Annotated in this window: 15 protein-coding genes and 1 tRNA gene; 5 read left to right on the top strand and 11 right to left on the bottom strand. The window is 65.3% G+C overall.

Going from position 1 to position 15134, the window contains the following annotated elements; translation table 11 throughout:
• Positions 1 to 3: 3 nt before the first annotated feature.
• The 9 genes from RCH15_RS01885 to RCH15_RS01845 form a co-directional block, all read right to left on the bottom strand.
• The gene (locus RCH15_RS01885) at positions 4 to 1836 is read right to left on the bottom strand and encodes a bifunctional metallophosphatase/5'-nucleotidase (RefSeq protein WP_326957467.1); all 1833 of its coding nucleotides are present in this window, start codon (positions 1834 to 1836) and stop codon (positions 4 to 6) included.
• A gap of 214 nt (positions 1837 to 2050) precedes the next feature.
• Positions 2051 to 2425, bottom strand: a complete 375-nt coding sequence (rplL, locus tag RCH15_RS01880; protein WP_326957465.1) for a 50S ribosomal protein L7/L12 — start codon at positions 2423 to 2425, stop codon at positions 2051 to 2053.
• 73 nt (positions 2426 to 2498) lie between these two features.
• Positions 2499 to 3086, bottom strand: coding sequence for a 50S ribosomal protein L10 (rplJ, locus tag RCH15_RS01875; RefSeq protein ID WP_326957463.1), 588 nt, complete (start codon positions 3084 to 3086; stop codon positions 2499 to 2501).
• A gap of 310 nt (positions 3087 to 3396) precedes the next feature.
• Positions 3397 to 4506 carry a GNAT family N-acetyltransferase gene (locus RCH15_RS01870; RefSeq protein WP_326957461.1) on the bottom strand — a complete coding sequence of 370 codons (1110 nt, stop codon included), beginning with the start codon at positions 4504 to 4506 and terminating at the stop codon, positions 3397 to 3399.
• A gap of 528 nt (positions 4507 to 5034) precedes the next feature.
• Positions 5035 to 5742, bottom strand: a complete 708-nt coding sequence (gene rplA, locus RCH15_RS01865) for a 50S ribosomal protein L1 (RefSeq protein ID WP_326957459.1) — start codon at positions 5740 to 5742, stop codon at positions 5035 to 5037.
• Between the two features lie 129 nt (positions 5743 to 5871).
• The gene (rplK, locus tag RCH15_RS01860; RefSeq protein ID WP_326957457.1) at positions 5872 to 6303 is read right to left on the bottom strand and encodes a 50S ribosomal protein L11; all 432 of its coding nucleotides are present in this window, start codon (positions 6301 to 6303) and stop codon (positions 5872 to 5874) included.
• Between the two features lie 129 nt (positions 6304 to 6432).
• Positions 6433 to 7320: a transcription termination/antitermination protein NusG gene (nusG, locus tag RCH15_RS01855; RefSeq protein WP_326957455.1), complete on the bottom strand. Its 888-nt coding sequence runs from the start codon at positions 7318 to 7320 to the stop codon at positions 6433 to 6435.
• 115 nt (positions 7321 to 7435) lie between these two features.
• Positions 7436 to 7720 carry a preprotein translocase subunit SecE gene (gene secE, locus RCH15_RS01850; RefSeq protein ID WP_326957453.1) on the bottom strand — a complete coding sequence of 95 codons (285 nt, stop codon included), beginning with the start codon at positions 7718 to 7720 and terminating at the stop codon, positions 7436 to 7438.
• Between the two features lie 79 nt (positions 7721 to 7799).
• Positions 7800 to 7872: transfer RNA gene (locus RCH15_RS01845), tRNA-Trp, on the bottom strand.
• Positions 7873 to 8214: 342 nt separating this feature from the next.
• Between RCH15_RS01845 and RCH15_RS01840 the strand changes: the two genes are divergently transcribed.
• Positions 8215 to 9432, top strand: a complete 1218-nt coding sequence (locus tag RCH15_RS01840) for a pyridoxal phosphate-dependent aminotransferase (protein ID WP_326957452.1) — start codon at positions 8215 to 8217, stop codon at positions 9430 to 9432.
• 130 nt (positions 9433 to 9562) lie between these two features.
• Here the strand turns inward: RCH15_RS01840 and RCH15_RS01835 are convergent, their stop codons facing one another.
• Together RCH15_RS01835 and RCH15_RS01830 are read right to left on the bottom strand one after the other, a co-directional pair.
• Positions 9563 to 10237, bottom strand: coding sequence for a response regulator transcription factor (locus RCH15_RS01835; RefSeq protein WP_326957450.1), 675 nt, complete (start codon positions 10235 to 10237; stop codon positions 9563 to 9565).
• Entirely contained in the window at positions 10234 to 11658 is a 1425-nt protein-coding gene (locus RCH15_RS01830) for an ATP-binding protein (RefSeq protein WP_326957448.1), read from the bottom strand. Before RCH15_RS01830 ends, RCH15_RS01835 begins: the two co-directional genes overlap by 4 nt.
• Positions 11659 to 11782: 124 nt before the next feature.
• Here RCH15_RS01830 and RCH15_RS01825 point away from each other — a divergent pair, with 124 nt between their 5' ends.
• The 4 genes from RCH15_RS01825 to RCH15_RS01810 all read left to right on the top strand — a co-directional run bounded on the left by RCH15_RS01825 (position 11783) and on the right by RCH15_RS01810 (position 15116).
• Complete coding sequence (locus RCH15_RS01825; RefSeq protein WP_326957446.1) at positions 11783 to 13360, top strand: PspC domain-containing protein; 1578 nt, start codon at positions 11783 to 11785, stop codon at positions 13358 to 13360.
• Position 13361: 1 nt separating this feature from the next.
• Positions 13362 to 13652, top strand: a complete 291-nt coding sequence (locus RCH15_RS01820; protein WP_326957444.1) for a hypothetical protein — start codon at positions 13362 to 13364, stop codon at positions 13650 to 13652.
• 3 nt (positions 13653 to 13655) lie between these two features.
• Positions 13656 to 13910 (top strand): PspC domain-containing protein, encoded by a 255-nt coding sequence (locus tag RCH15_RS01815; protein ID WP_326957442.1) that lies wholly within the window; start codon positions 13656 to 13658, stop codon positions 13908 to 13910.
• 180 nt (positions 13911 to 14090) lie between these two features.
• Positions 14091 to 15116: a 6-phosphofructokinase gene (locus RCH15_RS01810; protein ID WP_326957439.1), complete on the top strand. Its 1026-nt coding sequence runs from the start codon at positions 14091 to 14093 to the stop codon at positions 15114 to 15116.
• Positions 15117 to 15134 lie beyond the last annotated feature (18 nt).

Here is a 15134-nt window from a genome sequence, read left to right as displayed (position 1 = left end):
CCGCTACGCGGTGATAGTGAGGGCCGCTCCGTTGACCGTGAGCCGCCAGTTGGCCTGGCTAAAAACGGCCACATCCAGTGTGCCGCGGTCCACGACGTAGTCGATGATCCGCTGCCGGATTTCCTGCTGGCTGTTCGAGAGCACCGGCGCCGTCTTCACAGCCGGGAAGTTGCCCCCGCCGCTCTGCCGGTAATTGTTGATGGCCAGGGCGAATTCCTGGTCCATCCGGAGGGCGCCGGTGCCGTAGGTCAGCCCGGCGATGCGCTGCCCCACGGGCTTAGCGAGGTCGATCTCGTAGTTCAACGGCGCGTCGAGGCCGTAGACGACGTCGTAGTTGTAATCCGGCGTCCCTCCCGGTGCCATGGTGGTGACCGCGTTGGTGACATCAGCGGCGCGGGCCGTTGTGGTGGTGACCGGTTGGAAGAACTGCGCGGACCATTCCAGGTAATCCTTGACCTGGGCCCCGGTGACTTTGATGGAGAGCAACGTGTTGTCGAAAATATACAGCCCGGCGACGTCCCGAATGGTCAGCGGCCCGGCCTTGACGTCCACGGAGCGGGAAAAGGCCGCAGCAATGGAGAGCACCGGGAGGTCGGCGGCCGGCCCGTTGGCAAGCTCGGCCTTGATCGTGCTCGCCTGGACGTAGTTAATCGCGTCGATGGCTGCAGAGTCCTCCCAGCAGGCCGTCGCCGTAGTGAGCGGAGCGGTGGACGTTCCGATGACCTCGTTGACGTACTTCACGGTGGCCTCGTGGCCGGACCGGACGGCACGCACGACGGCGGGGTCGGCATCGACCGTTTTGGCGTCCAGCAGGTGCGAGTGTGCCGCGGTGACCGTCCACTGCCCCTTGTCCCTGGCTAGCTCCAAATCCATGACAGAGACCCGCATGCCCCACTTGAGCGGTTCGGTCAGGAGGACCTGCTTGCCGGAGGATTTGTTGGTGACGAAGCGTTCCGGAATCTCCAGATGGGCGTGGCCGACCAGGATGGCATCGATGCCGGGAACCTCTTCTGCGAGCTGCGTGGAGGCGTTCTCCGCGAACGGCAGGGCATCCCCATACGAGGAGCCCGGAGTTGCGCCCGAGTGGCTCGTGACAATGACGACGTCGGCGCCCGCCGCCTTAAGCTGCGGGATAACGGTCCTGGCCTCCTCAACGATGCCGTTGAAGTCCAGCTTTCCCTGGACATTGTCACGGTCCCAGAGCGCGCACCCTGGGGTAACGAAGCCGACCACGCCCACGGTCAGCCAGCCGTTGTCCGTCTTCACGCGTTTAAGGACGTAGGGCGTGAAAGCACGCTGGCCGGTGACGGCGTCGTGGACATTGGCGCCCAGCAGCGGGAAGTCGAGCTGCCGTTCCCAGGTCCGCAGCAGCGGGATGCCGTAGTTGAATTCGTGGTTGCCGAGGCCGGCGGCGTCGTAGCCCACGGCGTTCATGGCCGAGGCCATGGGGTGCGTCACCGTCGCGGAAATGGGGCGGATTTTGGCGAAGTAGTAGGCCAGGGGCGTTCCCTGGATGGTGTCGCCGGCGTCGATGGTGAGCGTGTTCGCGGCGCCGCGTTCGGCCCGCATCGCTTTGATCAGGGTGGATGCCTGCGCAATGCCGATCTTGTTTCCTGCGGTATCGGCATAGGGCAGGTTCTTGAAGTAATCCCAGTTGAAGACATTGTTGTGCAGGTCGGTGGTGCCCAGCACTGTCAGGGTGAACCGCTTCCGGGCTGATGCAGGGCCGGCGTTGGCGGCCGGGGCTCCGGCCAGCGTCGCGGCGGCCGTGCCACCACCCACGAGGGCCGCGGCAAGCATGGCGCGGCGGGAGAGCGAGGGAGTGGCGTCGGTCATTTGTGTGAGCTCCTCAACGGTGGCGGCCTGTCGGCACGAAGCCTCAGTCTAGGCGCGCGCCTGCGCGGGAGAACAGAGAGCCAACGGTCTTTTCCGGGATTTCATGTGCCGTTGGTTCGCCCGAAACGCAGGAAACCCCGCCCACCGGAGTGGACGGGGTTTCCCGGAGCGGAACGGGAACTCGAGGTTCCCGTACAGTTCCAGAAGCGGTGAGTTACTTGAGGGTAACGCGTGCGCCGGCTTCTTCGAGCTGTGCAACAGCCTTCTCGGCAGCTTCCTTGGTGACACCTTCGAGGACGGCCTTCGGAGCGCTGTCAACAACGTCCTTAGCTTCCTTCAGACCCAGGGAAGTGATGGCGCGAACTTCCTTGATGACTGCAATCTTCTTGTCGCCCGGGTGCTCCAGGATGACGTCGAATGCGGTCTGCTCTTCTTCTTCTGCAGCGGCGCCGGCAGCGGGGCCAGCAACAGCAACAGCAGCAGCAGTAACTTCGAAAGTCTCTTCGAAGAGCTTTACGAACTCAGAGAGTTCGATGATGGTCAGTTCCTTGAAAGCTTCAATGAGCTCTTCGTTGGTGAGCTTCGCCATGGTGTGGCGTCCTTCCTATAGTGGTGCTCGGCGGCCGGAGCCGTGCCCTCGCACCGGAGTCTGGTTTAGAGAGTTAGTTCTCTTCGGGGGCTGCGGCGTCAGCCGGAGCTTCAACTGCTGCATCGGCGGCCGGGGCTTCTTCAGCGGCGGGCGCTTCGGCTTCAGCCGGTGCGCCGTTCTCTTCTTCAAGCTTGAGGCGCAGTGCGTCGATGATGCGAACAGCGGCGGCAGCAGGAGCCTTGAGGATGCCTGCAACCTTGGCGAGCTGCAGCTCGCGGGACTCGAGTGCTGCCAGGGCAGCAACTTCGCTGGCGTTCAGAGCCTTGCCCTCGAAGTAACCGGTCTTGATAACCAGCTGCTTGTTGGTCTTGGCAAAATCCGTCAGGCTCTTGGCAGCGGCAACTGCGTCACCCTTGATGAACGCGATTGCAGTGGGGCCGGCGAGCTGGCCGTCGAATGCCTCGACACCAGCTTCCTTGGCTGCAATGGCGGTCAGGGTGTTCTTGACGACCGAGAACTTGGTGTCCTGGCCGAGCGAGACACGCAGCTGCTTGAGCTGTGCAACGGTGAGCCCACGGTATTCGGTCAGGACAGCGGCGTTCGATTCCTTGAAATCGTTAGTGATCTCAGCTACTGCTGAAACCTTGCTAGGCGTTGCCATAACCCTCCTTCCGGGGATAGTGCCGGTGAGTCCCGGTCCCCGCTCAAAAGAGCTAAAAACTAAAAACGCCCCGCGCAGATGCACGGGGCTTGTCTCGACGCAGTCCATGACTGCGGAGCTTTGCTTCGTTCACCTGCGCCGGCCGCCCTCTGTTCAGGGTCCTTCGTCTGGAAATCCACTGGCTCTCCCGGCGCGACTGCAGAAGTGAGCCTTGCTTGGGAGAGTGAATTTCCAACAACCGACGGTCTTTGGTTTACCCAGCTTACGCGAGTCGGAGCGGGTGTTCCAAATCGGACCCCGTGCGCCCCGTTCAGCTGGTGCTGGGGCCGAAGTCCGGGAGTTCCTTTTGCCAGAGGCCCGTGACTCCGGCCGTGGTGAACCCCAACTGCTGGTTGACCTTGAGCAGGTACCGGTTTTCCGGCGCATTCCAGGTGTAGAGGACCCGGGCGCCCGGGAACTGCTCGGCTAGCCGTTCCATGTTCGCGACCTTGATCAGCAGACCCAGCTTGTTCCCCCGGTGCTTGCGCAGGACCACGGTGTCATCCTGGAAGACGACATCGGGTCTGAGGGCGAGGACGCTGATCGTCGTCAGTCCAACCAGCTCGCCGGTAGCGATCTCCTCGACGGCGGTGACCACCGTCCGGCGGCCCTGCGCGATGGCGACGTCTTCCGCCTCGCGGAGGATGCCGCCGTCGAACACCATATCCGTGTCATCGGCCCCCGGCACGCCGTCTTCGCCCGCACTGTTTTCGAGCTTCACGACGGCTTCAAGCCATTGATCCGGGCACTGATCTGTCCAGTGGTGCAGGCGGTAGCGGCCTGCGTTGGCTTCCTGGGCCTCGGTTTCCAGCTCCTCCACGAGCTTGCTGTCCAGCGGCAGAGTGCAGGCACTGAATTGTTCGATGTGCTGAAGGGTGTAGCCGCTGTGGCGGGCGAATTCGACCTCCCGGCTGTTCATTGGAACGAAGCCCAGGCCCGTGCCGGGAATCAGTTGCCCGGCGCCGCTGTCACCCAGGGAGGCACGCGAATGGTTCGTGTCAATCAGGATGGTGTGCCTGCCTTCGCCCCGGGCGAAGTGCTCGGCAGCCTCCAGTAGTCGCCTGCCCACGCCCCGTCCTTGGAATTCCGGCAGAATATCCAGCGCGAATTCCGCGAGGTCCAGGTTATCCGCCAGAGGCAAGGCAATGTCGACGGTTCCGACGATGTCCCCGTCTACCCTGGCTACAAGAATGACCTGGCGCTCGTAAGGGTCAGCCATCTCGAGCAATTTTTCCTGCGGTGCGTACGCGAGGTCGTCACTCCCCCACGTCTGCATCCGCACCCTGCGTCCCACTTCGACCGCGGTTATGAAGTCGGCAGCGTCCGCGCCGTCCAGCGAATCGGGAATCCACAGCTGTTCTATCCGTACATCATTTGCCATAACGGGCATCATCCCCAGCTGTTCTGCCATCCATGGGCGCCGGAAACCCGGCGAGAACCGGGCTACCACCGCCAGCATATGCCGGTTCGGGCTGCCGTTCCATCAACGTGTTCGGCAAAATATGTTCCGCCAGCAATGGGTGGCGTAGCCCTTTTCGCGCCTCAGGCGGCACTGACTGTCCGTTACCATTCCCCGCCCCAGCCGGCGCGCCGCCAGGTGGCCATGATATGGCGCACCCGTGCTACATCCCATCCCTCCCAAGCGTGGCTGAAGCCGCCCACGGGGCATCAGTGCTTAGGCTCAACATCAGCACGGCGAGCCGTCCGGCATACCGTTCCTGGTAGCGGCCGCTCCAGGTCGGGGTTTCCCCAGGTCCGCTGTGTCAGCTCCTCGCAGAATTCCCCGACGTCGAGGAAATCCCCGGCGTCGGGAGCATCCGGGGCCCGGAACGCAGGAAAGACCGCCCCGCGAATGCGGGACGGTCTTTCCACCTACCTGGTGCTGCTGCCGACTGAACGGCGGCTGCGGTTAGACCTCGGTCAGGACCTTGGTGACGTTGGGGTCAACCGTGATGCCCGGGCCGAACGTGGTGGCAACGGTGGCCTTCTGGATGTACCGGCCCTTGGAAGCGGACGGCTTGAGGCGAAGAACCTCTTCCAGTGCGGCGGCGTAGTTCTCCGCCAGCTTGAGGGCGTCGAAGGAAACCTTGCCGATGATGAAGTGCAGGTTGGAGTGCTTGTCGACGCGGAAGTCGATCTTGCCGCCCTTGATGTCGTTGACGGCCTTCGTGACATCAGCGGTCACGGTGCCGGTCTTCGGGTTCGGCATCAGGTTACGCGGACCCAGGACCTTGCCGAGACGGCCAACCTTGCCCATGAGGTCAGGGGTCGCGACGGCGGCGTCGAAGTCGGTCCAGCCGGCGGCGATCTTCTCGATCAGGTCATCGGAACCAACGAAGTCGGCGCCGGCAGCGATTGCTGCCTCAGCCTTGTCGCCCGTTGCGAAAACGAGAACACGGGCGGTCTTACCGGTGCCGTGGGGCAGGATAACGGTGCCGCGGACCATCTGATCGGCCTTGCGGGGATCAACGCCGAGGCGGAAAGCGACCTCAACGGTGGCGTCGAACTTGGACGGGTTAGTGTCCTTGGCGAGCGTCACTGCCTCGAACGGCGCGTAGAACTTCTCCGCGTCGATCTTGGCTGCGGCTGCCTCATATGCTTTGCTGCGCTTTGCCATGCTGCTTATTTCTCCTTGTGCAGTTGTGGTCTGCGGACCGCGCTGGGCCCTGCCACAGTCGGGATTCCTGAAATGAACCGCCGACATTTCAATGTGTAGGTGGTGCCGGTTGCCCGGCGGGGAAGGCTCTTAGCCTTCGACGGTGATACCCATGGAACGGGCGGTGCCGGCGATGATCTTCGCAGCGCCTTCGAGGCTCGTGGCGTTGAGGTCTTCCATTTTGGTGGTGGCAATCTCAATGACCTGGGCCTGGGTCAGCTTGGCGACCTTGACGGTGTGCGGGGTCGGTGAACCCTTGGCAACGCCTGCAGCCTTCTTGATCAGTTCCGCGGCCGGCGGGGTCTTGGTGATGAACGTGAATGAGCGGTCCTCGTAGACCGTGATTTCAACCGGGATAACGTTGCCGCGCTGGGCTTCCGTCGCAGCGTTGTACGCCTTGCAGAATTCCATGATGTTGACACCGTGCTGGCCAAGCGCAGGACCGATCGGCGGGGCCGGGTTAGCGGCACCTGCCTGGATCTGCAGCTTGATGAGGCCGGTGACCTTCTTCTTGGGAGCCAATGTAGGGTCCTTCTCTCAATTACTTCCTGGGACACAGGAGCGTGCCTCAGGTTCTTGGCCGCCATGGCGAGGCGACCGGCCGCCCCTGGCTGCTAAAGCGGGCAGCCCGGGGCGAATTCTGTGGGGAAACTAGATCTTGCTTACCTGGTTGAAGGCCAGCGTGACCGGGGTCTCGCGCTCAAAGATGGACACCAGCACCACGAGGGTCTGGGAATCCACCTTGATCTCGGAGATCGTGGCCGGGAGGGTTTCGAACGGACCCTCCTTGACGATGACCGACTCGCCAACCTCGAAGTCGACGTCGATCTGCGCGGCAGCGTGCTTGACCGGCTTGCCCTTCTCGGCCTGCTCTTCTTCGAAGACCGGGGCGAGCATGGAGAAGACCTCATCAAGGCGCAGCGGGACCGGGTTGTGGGCGTTGCCCACGAAGCCGGTGACACCGGGGGTGTGGCGGACCGCGCCCCAGGAGGCATCCGTCAGGTCCATGCGGACCAGAACGTAACCGGGAATGCGGACGCGGTTGATGACCTTGCGCTGAGCGTTCTTGATCTCAACGACTTCCTCCATCGGAACCTGGATTTCGAAGATGTAATCTTCCATGTCCAGGGTCTGGATGCGGGTTTCAAGGTTGGCCTTGACGCGGTTTTCGTAGCCGGCATAGGAGTGGATGACGTACCAATCACCCTCCTGGCGGCGCAGCTTGGCTTTGAACTCGTCAGCCGGATCCACCTCAGCGGCAGCGGCGGCGGCGGCCAGCGCGTCATCGTCCGACTCCGCTCCGGCTGCTTCTTCGCCTGCCGGTTCGTCGCCAGCGGCTGCGGCGTCAGAATCCGCTTCGGCCGACTCATCTGCCGCGGCCTCTTCTTCTGCGTCGGCTTCGGCCGTTTGAGCGGCCTCGTCAGCGACGTCGGATGCGGGCGCAGCGGATACGGCCTCGGACTGCTCCCCGGTTTCCACCGCGGCGTCCTGGCTCTTCTCCAGCTCAGCCTCAGTTACCTCGAGCTCCTGCTCAGACACTTGGTCTCCTGCTTCCTCATTGCCTAACATGCCTATTTAAATGACTCAATTCCGCACACCCCGCGGCACCGCCGGAATCCCGGGGGTTGTCCACGCAGTCTGCGGACCGGTCGCCTTAGCGGTCGGAGGGGCCCGTGCCGCCGAAGACCCAGCCCACGCCGACCCCGAAAGCCAGATCCAGCACGGTGACGATGAGCATCATGATGACGACGAACACCAGCACCACGAGCGTGTAGTTGATCAGTTCTTTGCGGGTGGGTGCAACGACCTTCTTCAGCTCGCCGATCACCTGGCGGACGAAAAGCGCGATACGAGCGAAGAAGCCTGCCTTGGGGGCATTCTTGGCGGGGCGGCCACTGGAGCTGCTTGCAGCCGTTTCGGTCACCTGGATCTCACTCATCCTCGCAATGTCGGATTTCCCGGCTCTGAACTGAACCATGGTTGCTGCGCTTGTTCCGGAGAAACCGGAACAGCTTGCGCAGGGCAGACAGGACTCGAACCTGCAACCTGCGGTTTTGGAGACCGCTGCGCTACCAATTGCGCCACTACCCTATGGATTGAAAACCCGCCGCTGCCAACATCCTCAGACTTTCCTGAGGCGCAGACCATCATCGTGTTTTCAACACCGGAGAACCAGTCTACGCAACAACTGCGGCTACGTCGAACCGGCCCCTCCCGGGCGCGGGAGGCCCCCGAATTCCCGGGCAGATACCGAACTCATACCGGGAAGTACGGGCGTGGGGCGGGCCGGACTGCTGGCCGCCGAAGGACATCGCGGCTGGGCAGTCACATTTGCCCGCCGGCACCGCAATCGATCCGGTGAACGGCTTAGAGTAGGTTCTGTCGAATCCCCACCAACAGCCACTGAGGCTGCTAGCGAAGAATGGACCCGCGATGCCTGCCGCCCGCATTTCACAGCGAATTTCCGCTATTGCCGAATCCGCCACGTTGGCTGTCGATGCCAAGGCGAAGGCGCTGAAGGCGGCCGGCCGGCCGGTTATTGGCTTCGGCGCCGGCGAGCCGGACTTCCCGACCCCTGACTACATCGTGCAGGCAGCCATCGCAGCCGCGACGCAGCCCAAGTACCACCGGTATTCCCCGGCCGGCGGCCTGCCTGAACTGAAGCAGGCAATCGCCGAGAAAACATTCCGCGACTCCGGTTACCGGGCCGACGCAGCCCAGGTGCTTGTCACCAATGGCGGCAAGCAGGCCGTGTACAACACCTTCGCCACACTGCTGGATCCGGGCGACGAGGTCATTGTCCCGACGCCGTTCTGGACCACCTACCCGGAGGCCATCCGCCTGGCGGGCGGCGTGCCGGTCGAGGTGTTCGCCGGACCGGAACAGGGATACCTGGTGACGGTCCAGCAGCTCGAAGCCGCGCTCACGGACCGCACCAAGATCCTCCTTTTCGTCTCCCCCTCCAACCCCACGGGCGCGGTGTACTCTCCGGATCAGGTCCGCGAGATCGGACAGTGGGCGGCAGCCAAGGGCCTGTGGGTGGTTACGGATGAGATCTACGAGCACCTGACCTATGACGGGGTGCCGTTCACCTCGATCGCCACGGCCGTTCCGGAGCTCGGTGACAAGGTGGTCATCCTCAACGGCGTGGCAAAGACCTACGCGATGACCGGCTGGCGTGTGGGCTGGATGATCGGCCCGGCCGATGTCATCAAGGCCGCCACGAACCTGCAGTCGCACGCCACCTCCAATGTCTCGAACATTCCGCAGATGGCGGCCCTAGCCGCGGTCTCGGGCCCCCTGACAGCGGTCGATGAGATGAAGCTCGCTTTCGACCGGCGCCGGAAAGCCATCGTGGCCGGGCTGAACGCAATCGAGGGTGTGGAATGCCCGACGCCGACGGGCGCCTTCTACGTCTACGCCGACGTCCGCGCCCTCCTCGGGAAGGAATTTCCCTCCGCGAACGGGCCTGTCCGGCCGTCGACGTCCGCGGAGCTGGCTGCCCTGATCCTTGATGAAGTCGAGGTGGCTGTAGTTCCGGGTGAGGCTTTCGGCCCGTCCGGCTACCTGCGCCTCTCCTATGCCCTGGGCGACGACGACCTCGCAACCGGCGTCGCGCGCCTGCAGGACTTCCTCGGCAAGGCCGGGTAACGACCCTCCCGCAGGTTTCGCAGCCCGGAGACGGACGCTCCCGCAGCCGTCGCCTGCTGCTGCTGCTGCTGCTGCGTCCGCCGGATAGCCGGCGGAAGTGCCGGAGCGTCGGTTTTGGTGGTGTCCCGGGTCAGAGGAGCCTGCGTTCGGCGGCCCAGCGGGTGAGTTCGTGGCGGCTGGAGAGCTGGAGCTTGCGCAAGACAGCGGAAACATGTGTCTCGACCGTCTTAATGGAAATGAAGAGCCCCTTGGCGACTTCCTTATAGCTGTAGCCGCGAGCGATGAGCCGCATCACCTCCAGTTCCCGGACGGACAGCCTGTCCAGTTCGTCGTCGGCGATGTCGGCCGGGGCGGTCCCGAAGGCATCCAGGACGAACCCTGCCAGCCGGGGCGAAAAGACGGCATCTCCGCCGGCCACCCGGCGGACGGCGTCGGAAATCCCGGCTCCGGAGATGGTTTTTGTGACATAGCCGCGGGCCCCGGCACGGATAACCGAGACGACGTCCTCGGCCGCGTCCGAGACGCTCAAGGCAAGGAACCGGGTGCTGCCCATCAGGGGCGCCGAACCGGCCAGCACCTCGCGTCCCCCACCGCCCAGCCCGCCGGGCAAGTGGACATCGAGGAGCACGACGTCGGGACGTACCGCTGCGATCACAGCAAGGGCCTCTTCGACTGTCCCGGCCTCCCCGGCGACCACTATGGCCGGGTCCAGATCGGCTTTCAGACCCGAGCGGAAGATCGCGTGGTCATCCACGATCACCACGCGGATGACGGGCGGGGCCGCCTCCGCTTCGGCGTTGGTCACAGTGTTGCCTCTCGATTGCTGTTGTTGGTGGCGGCGCCGATGGATGGTCCGGCCGAGCGCGACAGCCTCAGCCGGACCTCGGTGCCTTCCGGGCTGCTGCTGATGCCGGCGGTACCGCCGTGGCGTTTCATCCGGCCCATAATGGATTCCCGGATTCCCAGCCTGTCAGTCGGGACAGCGTCCAGGTCGAAGCCGGCGCCGCGGTCCTTGACGAAGACCTCGGCCGCACCATCGGTGACTTCCAAGTACACCGACACGGCGCCCCCGCCGTGGCGGGCCGCGTTCAGCATCGCCTCACGCGCGGCTTGCACGAGCGCCTCCAGGCTTTCAGTCATGGCACAGTCGCCCACCGCCACCACCTCCACCGCGTTGCCCAGGGTGTCCTCCACTTCTGCCGCTGCAGCTTTGACGCCCTCGGACAATTGACCCGCGTCCTTGCCCGGATCCCGGTACAGCCAGCCGCGCAACTCGCGCTCCTGGGCGCGGGCGAGGCGGACGACGTCGGTTTCGTTGCCGGCGCGCCGCTGAATCAGTGCCAGTGTCTGCAGCACGGAGTCGTGGAGGTGGGCGGCGATCTCGGCGCGTTCGGTGGCACGGACCCGGCCGGCGCGTTCTGTTTCCAGGTCGCGCCAGAACTTCAGCCCCCAGGGCAGCAGGACCAGGGCCACTCCGCCCAGCACTGCCACCGAGGCCAGCAACGCAAGCCAGGTCTGTTCCCAGGAACCGGAGCCGGACACCATGAGCAGGACCCCGGTCACCACCAGTGCCAGTCCGGCGGCCAGCCTGGCCCAGCCGCCGGCCTGGTCCGCCTTGGTCCGGTCCACAAGACCAGCCCGCCGTGTCTCGTCCAACTGCATCCACGCGATTGCGGCGCCACCCAGGATGGCCGCAACCGGTATCAAGGTGCCGAGGGGAACCTCAACGCCGAGCAGGCGGGCGATCAGGATGCCGGCGGCCAGCAGCAGGGCCGCCCCGAGGAGGATCTCCTTGCCGTAACGCATGGCGGTGACCCGTCCCTGCCAGGAACTGGCAGGGACGTTGGCGCCCACGGCGGTGTCGGGTCCCGCTGCCGGACTTCCCGCTGCTGCCCCTGCGGCCGCCGGCCCCGGGAAGGTTGCCGCCGTCGGTTGCCACTGAAGGGCGCCGGCATTGGGACCCGGGTACGGCTCGCTCACCGCGGGAGCGATGGGCGACGCCGGGCGGCGGGCGTTGCGTTTGGCGCTTTCGTCCGCGGTGGGGACCATAATCCACAGCCAGGCGTAGAACGCGATGCCGGCGCCGCCGGCGAGCGCCGCAATCACCATGCCGATCCGCACCATCTTCACCGGCCAGCCCAGGTGCAGCGCAAGGCCGGCGCAGACGCCGGCGATCACCCGGTCGCCGCCGCGGACCAGCGGCGGGCGGGAAGCGGCGGTTGTCATGTGTCAATCCAAACACGGATCAGGGCTCCCCGGAGGTGTATTCGGCGCGAACCGGGGGCCACTCAGGGGCGGTTCAGGGTGTTCCCCAGTAGAGCGGATCCGGAACGGGCGGGAGGATCGAAGTATGAATCCGCACACTGAGCACCCCGATGACGGTTCCGCCCCGGCGGGCGGCACCGCCGGACAATCCGCCGGACAATCGCTTGGGCCCTCCGCGGCGCCCGTCCCGGACCAAACGACCGGGCAGCCCGGGGCGTCCTCCGCGGGGATGTCAGCAGAGACTACGGCGACCGCACCGGTGGACATGTCCGCGACCCTTCCGTTGGACTTTGCCGCCGGCGCCGGCGCAGGAACTCCTCCGCCACCGCCCTATCTCGGCCCGGCCCCCGGCCCGACACCCGGCCCGACACCCCCGCCGGCCGGCAGCCAGCCGGAGAACTTCTTCGATTGGATCCGCCGCCAGGGCATCCGCCGCGGCCGGGAGCGGTGGGTCGGCGGGGTGGCCAGCGGCATCGCCGAGCGCTTCGGCGTCGACCCGCTGATTGTCCGCGGCATCCTTATTGTCCTGACCGTCTTTGCCGGCGTCGGCGTCGTCCTCTACGGCATCGCATGGGCACTCCTGCCCGAACCCGACGGCCGGATCCACGTCCAGGAAGCGGCCGCAGGCCGCTGGTCGTCAGGGATGACCGGGGCCCTGATCACCACAGTGATCGGTTTCCCCAGCCTGGGCACCGGGTTTTGGGGCTGGGACCGTTACGGCGCGGGCCCGTTCATCTGGACCGTTTTCTGGGTGGGTGGGGTCATCTACCTCATTTACTACCTGACCCAGCGCAACAAATCCCGGAATGAAGGCACCCCCAAGACAGCCACCCCCCAAACCGACCCCTATACCGCGGCGGATTACAGCGGAACTACCCCGGCGGATTACAGCGGCACGCCCTTCCCCGGCTACGGCGGCCCGCCAGCGTCCGCAGCGGGTTGGGGCACGCCCCCGCCGTCCACTCCTGCCCCTCCGCCCGGCGGCGGCTACCGGCCGGACCCCGGCGGGGCATCCATCCCGCCGGTCAAACCCCGGAACCCCGGTCCCGGCTCCCCCGCAGTGGCGGTGACCGTTGGCCTGGCGCTGCTGGTGGGCGGCGGTCTCAAGGCCCTCGACGCCGCGAACGTCATCGATCTCGGCACCTCCAGCAACGCCATCGTCTGGGCCAGCGGCGCCGTCATCCTGGGCCTCGGCATCCTGGTGTCCGGGCTCAGGTGCCGCACCTCGGGCATCCTCGGGTTCTTCGCCGCGGTGGCCCTGATCGTGGGCGGCATCTTCAATGTCCTCCCCAACGGCGACCGCTTCCGCCCGCAGAACGCCGACTGGTACCCCGCGAGCATCGACCAGGCCCGCGGCGGGTTCGACATCACCGCCGGAACCGGAACCGTGGACCTGACCCGGCTCGCGCTGAACCCTCCGTTGGGAACGGACCTTGTGGTCCCAATCGACGCAACGGCCAGCAACCTCACGGTGGTCATCCCGGACACGGTACCGGTGGAGGTCCGCGCCGACATCACCATGGGCAACCTCAATGAAGGCAGCCAAAGCCACGGAGGCATGACCAGCCAGCAGCGCACCTACAACACCGGCAAGCCGGGGGCTACGCTGATCCTCACCATCGACGGCACCTTCAGCAACGTCACCATCAAGGAAGGCAACTGACATGAGCACTTACGACGCGCCGGCCAGCGGGCGGAAAGGCCGCAGTCCGGGCGCCCCGTCCGGCCCCGACGTACCGCAGCAGGACTCCTCACCCCGCGTGGGTACCGTGGTCTGGGGGCTGATCGTGGTGGCCCTCGCAGCGCTCATCATCGTCGCCCAACTCGGCATCGTGGCCCTCAACGGCACCTACGTGCTGATCGGCCTGATGATCGGCGCGGGCGCCGCACTCGTGGTCGGCGGGCTGCTTTCCGCCCGCGGACGTGACAAAGCCACCTCAACACGGAAGTCTTAAGCCATGGAAAAGTTCTACAGCACCGTCAGGGGCCTCGGCCTGAAACGTGGTCCGCAGCGTTGGTTGGGCGGAGTCTGTGGCGGCATCGCCGCCAAGCTCAATGTGGACGTGGCGTTCGTCCGGATCGCTTTCCTGCTCTTCGCACTGCTCCCCGGACCGGCATTTGTGTTCTATCTCGTGGCCTGGCTGCTCCTGCCCGACCAGCGAAACGGCATCGTCCTTGAGTCGCTCCTGGCGAACCGCTCAGCGCGCCCGTAAGAACGACTGTTCCGACAAAGAACGACCGTCCCGAAAAGGACCCCTGTGCCCCTGCCTCCGGCGGGGGCATCTCGGCATAGTCACCGTTTGTGTCCTGCCCCACATGCGCCATTAGACTCTAGGGTGAGCTCAGCGTGGCGCTCTGCCTGTACACCTTCGAACCAGGATTTGAGCCGAGACATGAAAATAGGAATCCTCACCAGTGGCGGCGACTGCCCCGGACTGAACGCCGTCATCCGCGGCGCCGTCCTGAAGGGCATCGCCGTCCATGGCCACGAATTCGTGGGGTTCCTGGACGGCTGGCGCGGCGTTGTCGAGGGCGACACCATCGACATCCCGCGCACCATGGTCCGCGGCATCGCCAAGCAGGGCGGGACCATCCTGGGCACCTCCCGCACCAACCCGTTTGAAAACAACGGCGGGCCCGACGTCATCAAGGCCAACATGGACCGGTTGGGCATCGACGCCCTTATTGCCATTGGCGGCGAAGGTACCCTGGCCGCGGCCAAACGCCTCACGGACGCCGGGCTGAAGATCGTCGGGGTTCCCAAGACCGTCGACAACGACCTCGATGCCACGGACTACACCTTCGGTTTTGACACAGCCGTGGAAATTGCCACCGAGGCGATCGACCGCCTGCGGACCACGGGAGAGTCGCATCACCGCTGCATGATCGCGGAGGTGATGGGCCGCCACGTGGGCTGGATCGCCCTGCACGCCGGCATGGCCTCGGGTGCCCACGCCATCCTGATCCCGGAGCAGAAAGCCTCCATGAAGCAGATCGCCGAATGGGTCACCTCCGCCCGCGACCGTGGCCGTGCCCCGCTCGTGGTGGTAGCGGAAGGATTCGTCCCGGACGATCAGGAAACCCCGCACTCAGAACGCGGGCTGGATACCTTTGGCCGTCCGCGGCTCGGCGGAATTTCCGAGCGGCTGGCTCCTGAGCTTGAGGCCATGACCGGCATCGAGACCCGGGCGACTGTCCTGGGCCATATCCAGCGCGGCGGCGTCCCGACCGCGTTCGACCGTGTGCTGGCCACCCGCCTGGGCATGGCCGCGATCGACTCGGTTGTCGAACAGCGCTGGGGCACCATGGTGTCCCTGAACGGAACTGACATCGTCCATGTTGGCTTCGACGCCGCCCTGGGCAACCTCAAGACTGTCCCGCAGAACCGTTACGACGAGGCCGCCGTCCTCTTCGGCTGAGCCCCGGGCGGGCGCCGC

The organism is Arthrobacter sp. MP_M4, from assembly GCF_035984855.1.
In the GTDB taxonomy this organism is placed as follows: domain Bacteria; phylum Actinomycetota; class Actinomycetes; order Actinomycetales; family Micrococcaceae; genus Arthrobacter.
The sequence above is the reverse complement of the archived record's forward strand: the minus strand, read 5'-3'. Positions and strand labels throughout refer to the sequence as shown.